Genomic DNA, 6,052 nt, shown 5'->3' with positions numbered 1-6,052 from the left:
GGTGGGCCCGCCCTTCCGTCACGCCGTTCCGGGGCAGCTCACATGTGCTCCCCGCACTGGGATCAGGCCGTCCGGGCGGAGCCCCTGTTCGATGCAGTTACCGGCCTGGCCGCCGCTGTAGCTCGACTTGCGCCAGTCGCAGGCGCCCTGGTCAAGGGTGGTGCCAACGTGCGTGATCATCCTCTCGGGAAACCCCGGCCCTTCATGGTCGGCGAGGGCCGCCTGCAAGTACGACCGGGTGGCGGCTGGATCCAGCACCTGAGAGGTGAGCAGCTCGAACTGTCTGGCATGGCGCGCAACGGTGTCGGCATCATCCGTAAACGACAGCGAGTTCTCGTAACAGACCGCACCATCCCCGGGCTCCTCGGAGAACGACAACAAGACCCACGGACCGTCGGTCCCGACGTGGTACCGGCCGTGGCCTGGGACTGGTACAAGCCCTCGCCCACCGATGGGGGATCGCCCGTCCCGCCGCCCGATTGGCGCCCGCAAGCAACACGGGCACGACCGTCTGGTTCGAGGTGGCTGGCGCGTCCGAGGCCAGGGACGGCTCCTGTGCCGGGCCGGCCGCCTCCGATCAAGGGCGGGCCGTCAGGTCGGAGCGCGCGCCGTGACACCCCGCCGGCGAGTCGAGTCAGGCCGCTATCTGCACCTTGATCGCCCCGAGCGCAGCATCTGCCTGCTCCCGAACGGCTGGCAGCAGCCGGCCGGCACGGATGACCCGCTGCAGTTGGTGCGGCAGCTGGTGCTGTATCGCGCCCTCGATCGCGGTCCTGAACTGCTCGTCAGCCGCAACCAGGTCTCCACGGCAGCAGCACCTCGCCGGCGGTGATCGTCGCGATGATCTGCCACTGTGGGCTGGTCGTGAGGCGGGGTCGCGGCGCACTGCCCAGCAGTTCGACGGCCTCCCCGGCCCGCCCCGTGGCCATCAGCCCTCGCAGGCGTACCTCGTGGAGGGTGAAGGCCGAGAACAGCGCTGTCGGTTCAGCTTCGCCGAGCAACCGGTGGGCCTGCTCGGTCGCGTGATCGAAGAGGGTGGCCTGGCCTGCGGCGCCTGCCGCTCGGGCCAGCAGAATGGCGGCTTCAGCGCGTTCGAGCAGCGTGCGGGCCATGCCGCGCGCCTGCCCGAGTCGGTTCAGCGCACTTCCGAGCAGTTTCGCCTTGCGCAGTTCATTGCCGTGGTGGCGCAGGGCGTGGGCGTACAGGCCGGGGTCGTCCAGTCTGCGAGCGAGCGCCAGGCCCTTGCCGGTCCATCGGGCAGCAGTGGCTGTCCGCTCCTCGGGCAGGACATGACCGAGGGAGACGCCCAGGCTGATCCGTGCGCGGGCGAGCAGCCGCAGGATGTCCACATCGGCGTAGCCGTCGGCGACACGGGCTTCCAGCCGGGCGACCAGAGGCCACAACTCCCCGACCGCAGTCGCGGCTCGTCCGGCCTGGCGGCCGATTTCGGCGAGACTGAGGACCGACTCAGCGAGCTGGATCATGAGTTGGCGGTCTCCATCAGCATCGTCGATGATGCCGACGCAGTGCAACGGAAGACCGAGACGATCAGCAATGTGGCGCAACGTGGCAATGTCGGTAACGGGGCGGGAGCCCGTCTCCATCCGGGAGATGTAGGTCCTCGAGTAGCCAAGCAGGTCAGCGAGTTCCTGCTGTGGCAGACCGTGGAGTTCACGGTAGAGCAACAGGATCTCGGGCACGCTGCGACGTCGCAGGATGTCCTGGGCTCGCGGAGTGGTCCAGTGCCAACGGATGCCGTCGCCGGGGGCGGGCCGCTGCTCGTCCACTGGTCAATCCTGACTGACGAGTTGGTACCAGCGAGCGATGGAGTCCTTGTACCCCTGAGGCATCGTCAGGCCGTCGATCTCAGCACGGCGAAACAGCCCGACTTCCTTGTGCTCGTGGCTGACCACGGGCGGCCGGTCGGCGTCGGCCGGGTCGAGGGTACAGCCGTAGGTGACGATGAAGACCCTCCGTCCGGGCATCGGCTCGTACATCCACACGTCCAGCAGCGGACCCGCCGTGGCGGTCCAGCCGGTCTCCTCGCGAATCTCCGTCTCCACCCGTCGGACCGGGGTCTCGTCGACTTCGAGCTTGCCGCCCGGCAGCTCCCACTCCTGCCGCTCGTTCTTGAGCAGGAGCACGCGATGCTGCGGGTCGAGAACGATCCCCTTGATCGAGATCGGGAAAACAGCTGGCACGTAAGGCTGTTCGGTCATGCCCTCTTCCACGGATTCAGTCCGGCGCAGATGCATCGAACCTAGCAGCACCAGCGCTGGCCATCGCCATGATCACTATGTGACAGTTTGTCACTGTACGGCTGCGGATCGGATTCGAGACAGTGGTCCTCTTCCGTCCCGCCAGTCCTGTCGAGGGGACCGCCATGCCCGAGAGCACGATCCCAATCCGAGCGGCCTTCTTCCGCCCGTGGCCCGGCACGATCCCGGCGCCACTCGACCTGACTGGGGAGGAACTCCGCGAGCACGGCGCCGTAGGCCTTAGCGGCCTGGTGTCGCGCCAGTCGGTACTGACCGCCGCCAGGGCTCTGACGACAGGTCTGCGCCAGCACCGCGACGCCGACCGTGACGGGCTGACCGCAATTCAGGACACCGGTCGACATCCGGGCCGGATCGGCTACGCGGGGTTGGGGCGCACGCCCCTCTCACTACACACCGACGGCACCCATGACCCCAGTCCACCTCGGCTGCTCATCCTGGCCTGCCTGCGCCCGGGACAGGCAGGCGGCCGCACCGTGCTGGCCGATGGCAGCGCTGTCCTGCGTGAACTGCTGGCGCTTCGGCCGGAAGCAGCCGCCGCACTGACAGCAGCTCGAGCCGCGTACTTCGGCGGACCGGACGGGCGATTTTCTCCTGTGCTGGAGCAGACGGCCAGCGGGGCTTGGCGGATCCAGCTGCGACAGGACGAGCTGGCCCGCTTCGCACCGGACACTCAGCCTCATTTGGCCGTGCTCCGGCAGCTGATCAGCAGTCAAAGCATGTCAGTGACCTTGGGACCGGGACAGGCCGTCGTTCTCGACAACCACCGTGTCCTGCACGGGCGTACCGGGTTCACGGGCAGGCGACTGCTGCTCCGTGCGCTCGGCGATGCTCATCCGCACCTCCGACTTGGCCATGGCTTCATGCTCCCGGTCAGCAGTCCGCGATGAGCGATGTCACGGCCATCGAGCGCTTCGGCCGGCGCACGGCAGCTGCCTCCACTGGTCCACGCTCGCGCTCTTCCATGGGCTGAATGCCCGGGAACGCCTCACCGCCTCGTCCTCACGCCCGGAGAAAATGTCCCATGCCCATCATCCCCAGTACCTTCCCGACCTACGACGACGTCAAGGTCGCGACCGACCGCATCCGCGGCATCACCCGCCCCGCGCCCGTCTTCGAGATCGACCGCGGGACCTTCGGCACCTCCCGCGTCTTCTTCGCCCTCGAATTCATGCAGTACACGGGCTCCTTCAAGGACCGAGGCGCTGCCAACTTCATCAGTGCCCACCTGGAGGCGGGCAGCATGCCCGACGCCGGCGTGGTCATCGCCTCCGGCGGCAACGCCGGGCTGGCCTGCGCCTGGGCCGCCGGGAAGCACGGCATCAAGTCCACCGTCTTCCTGCCGACCACCGCACCCTCCGTCAAGGTCGGCAAGCTCGCCAAGCTCGGCGCCGACGTGCGGCAGGTCGGGTCCGAGTACGCCGAAGCCGCCGAGGCTGCTGTCGAGTTCGCCGCCACGACCGGCGCCCTGGCGTCGCACGCCTACGACAACCGGTACATCGCCGCCGGCGCAGGCACGCTGCTCCCCGAGATCCACGCCCAGATCCCCGGCCTGGACACGGTCATCGTGGCGGTCGGCGGCGGTGGCCTGTTCACCGGCACCGCCGTCTCCGCCGACGCCAACGGCGTACGAGTCGTCGCCGTCGAACCGGAGAACTGCCGCGCGCTCAACGCCGCGATCGAGGCCGGCGAGGTCGTGGACGTCAAGGTCGACTCGGTCGCAGCCGACTCCCTGGGTGCCCGCCGCACCAGCGAGATGGCCCTGCACTGGGCCCGGCGCAGCACGACCCGCTCGGTCCTGGTCACCGACAAGGCGATCCTCGACGCCCGCCAACTGCTGTGGGAAAACTGGCGCCTGGCGGTCGAGCACGGCGCCGCGACGGCGCTGGCCGCGCTCACCTCCGGCGCCTACGTCCCGCGCGACGGCGAGCGCGTGGCCGTCGTGCTGTGCGGGGCGAACACCAACCTGGCCGACCTCGTCACGGCCTGATGCCAGCGGCCCCGCCGGCAGTGGTCGGCCGCGCACTCTGCTGCGCAGCCGACCGGGCACTGTCCCAACAGTCCGCCCGACTGCTGGAAAACCGTCATCCACCTGGAGGACTCTTCGGGGAGGTCACCGACCGCGACGTTACCGGCGCGCGTGCACCGCTGCGGGTCTTTGACACGCCGATGGGGTGAGGTGCGAGAGCGGCCCGGCCCGCCGTACGCTGCCGCGCCTTCACTTCACAGATCGAGCTGCCCTTCGACGGGCCGATCGGGGCGGCACCGTAGGATCCCCTCCAGCCGCGCTGATCATCACCGGCGGCGCACACGGGGAGGTCCACCATGCAGCTGATCACCTTCGACCAGTACGAGCGCCAGGCCTGGGCCGGGCAGGCCGGCGCCTTCGCGGCCGGGTTCGCCAAGCTCTGCGCGTACTCCGTGCCGCAGTTGCTCGACGGGGCCGGGGTCGGTGAGGGCACCCGGGTGCTCGACATCGGTACCGGGACCGGCACGGTGGCCGCGGCGGCCTGCGCGCGCGGTGCGCGGGTCACCGCTGTGGACGCCGAGCCGAGCATGGTGGAGTTGGCCGCGCTGAACGTCCCCGCGGCTCGCGTGCAGCTCGGGCTGCTCCCCGACCTCCCCTTCGCGGACGGCGAGTTCGAGGCGATCACCGGCAACTTCGTGCTCAACCACGTCGGACAGCCCGCCCGCGCACTCGCCGAGCTGCGCCGCCTGCTTCGCCCGGGCGGACGGCTCGCGCTCACCATCTGGCCCAACCCCCCTGCCCCCGGCCAGGCCCTGCTCGGCCGCGCCGTGGAAGCCGTCGGCCTGACCCGCCCGGCCCACCTGCCACCGGTCGCCGCCGAGGACGACTTCCCCCGCACCGCCGAGGGCCTGACCGAACTGCTCACCACCGCAGGCCTGAACGAGGTCCATTGCGAGTCCCTCCACTGGGACCACCGCACCACGCCCGACGAGTGGTGGACCGGCCCCGCCGCCGGCGTCGCCTACATCGGCCAACTCCTGCTCAGCCAGCCCGAGTCCACCCGAACCGAGGTCAGGCAGCACTTCGACCGCCTCGCCGAGGAGTTCCGCACTCCGAACGGCGACCTGCTCCTCCCCCACACCGCCCTGCTGGCCACCGCCATCCGGTGACCGGAGCTCAACGCGGCCGGGCCATCACGAGAAGGCGCGGAGAATCCGAGGTCGCCCGCTGGCTGTTGACGGCCCGATAGCCCCAACTCTCGTACACGCCGAGGACCTTTCCGCCCCCGGCAAGCGGGTTGACCATCAGCATCACGCGGCCCTCCGGCCGACCGACAAGGAGCTCGTCGTGAATACGGCGGGCGGTGCCGGCGCCCCGCCACGGGGTGCGGACACCGACCTCCTTGATCGCCAGCACGGGCGCGTCGGCATACCCGGCGGGCAGCGGGTCGGCCAAGCGCTGCCAGTACCGGTCACCGGCCTCGACGGTGTTGCCGTAGGCGTACCCGACCGGGACCCCACCGTCGTAGCCGAGGACGAGCCCGAACCCCGGCTCGCTGACGTGCCGTTCAAGGCGCTCGCCGAAAGCCTCGACGCTGTAGTTGGACAGGTGCAGCAACGGTGCCCGGACGTCCGCGTAGACCGCGAGCAGGTCGTCGCGCACCTCGGGGGTCAGGTCGGTGTGGTGCCGTAGGTCGATCGTCACGCGCTGATCATCCTCCGTCCGAACCCCTCGCCCCAGGAAGCTTACGGAGAGCCGGCCCCGTGCCGTTCACGGGTGCCGAAGAGGTGACTCCTCCCCGGCGTAA

7 protein-coding genes are annotated in these 6,052 nt (G+C 69.8%); 3 read left to right on the top strand and 4 right to left on the bottom strand.

Annotation, left to right across the window (positions count from 1 at the left end):
* Nucleotides 1–18 precede the first annotated feature (18 nt).
* The 3 genes from C7C46_RS33140 to C7C46_RS33130 form a co-directional block, all read right to left on the bottom strand.
* Complete coding sequence (locus C7C46_RS33140; protein ID WP_146259323.1) at nt 19–378, bottom strand: DUF397 domain-containing protein; 360 nt, start codon at nt 376–378, stop codon at nt 19–21.
* A gap of 407 nt (nt 379–785) precedes the next feature.
* Nucleotides 786–1,787 carry a helix-turn-helix domain-containing protein gene (locus C7C46_RS33135; RefSeq protein WP_220040751.1) on the bottom strand — a complete coding sequence of 334 codons (1,002 nt, stop codon included), beginning with the start codon at nt 1,785–1,787 and terminating at the stop codon, nt 786–788.
* A 3-nt stretch (nt 1,788–1,790) separates the two neighbouring features.
* Nucleotides 1,791–2,219 carry an NUDIX hydrolase gene (locus tag C7C46_RS33130; protein ID WP_110673607.1) on the bottom strand — a complete coding sequence of 143 codons (429 nt, stop codon included), beginning with the start codon at nt 2,217–2,219 and terminating at the stop codon, nt 1,791–1,793.
* Between the two features lie 164 nt (nt 2,220–2,383).
* On the opposite strand from C7C46_RS33130, the gene C7C46_RS33125 reads away from it, so the two are divergent.
* From C7C46_RS33125 to C7C46_RS33115, 3 genes are all read left to right on the top strand, one after another.
* Entirely contained in the window at nt 2,384–3,166 is a 783-nt protein-coding gene (locus C7C46_RS33125) for a TauD/TfdA family dioxygenase (protein WP_146259322.1), read from the top strand.
* 134 nt (nt 3,167–3,300) lie between these two features.
* Complete coding sequence (locus C7C46_RS33120) at nt 3,301–4,266, top strand: threonine/serine dehydratase (protein WP_110673605.1); 966 nt, start codon at nt 3,301–3,303, stop codon at nt 4,264–4,266.
* Nucleotides 4,267–4,601: 335 nt separating this feature from the next.
* Nucleotides 4,602–5,414 (top strand): class I SAM-dependent methyltransferase, encoded by an 813-nt coding sequence (locus C7C46_RS33115; RefSeq protein ID WP_181442672.1) that lies wholly within the window; start codon nt 4,602–4,604, stop codon nt 5,412–5,414.
* Nucleotides 5,415–5,421: 7 nt separating this feature from the next.
* Here the strand turns inward: C7C46_RS33115 and C7C46_RS33110 are convergent, their stop codons facing one another.
* On the bottom strand, nt 5,422–5,949 hold the full coding sequence (locus C7C46_RS33110; RefSeq protein ID WP_110673604.1) for a GNAT family N-acetyltransferase: 528 nt from the start codon (nt 5,947–5,949) through the stop codon (nt 5,422–5,424).
* Nucleotides 5,950–6,052: the final 103 nt, after the last annotated feature.

Source organism: Streptomyces tateyamensis (genome assembly GCF_003205575.1).
GTDB classification, from domain to species: domain Bacteria; phylum Actinomycetota; class Actinomycetes; order Streptomycetales; family Streptomycetaceae; genus Kitasatospora; species Kitasatospora tateyamensis.
The sequence above is the reverse complement of the archived record's forward strand: the minus strand, read 5'-3'. Positions and strand labels throughout refer to the sequence as shown.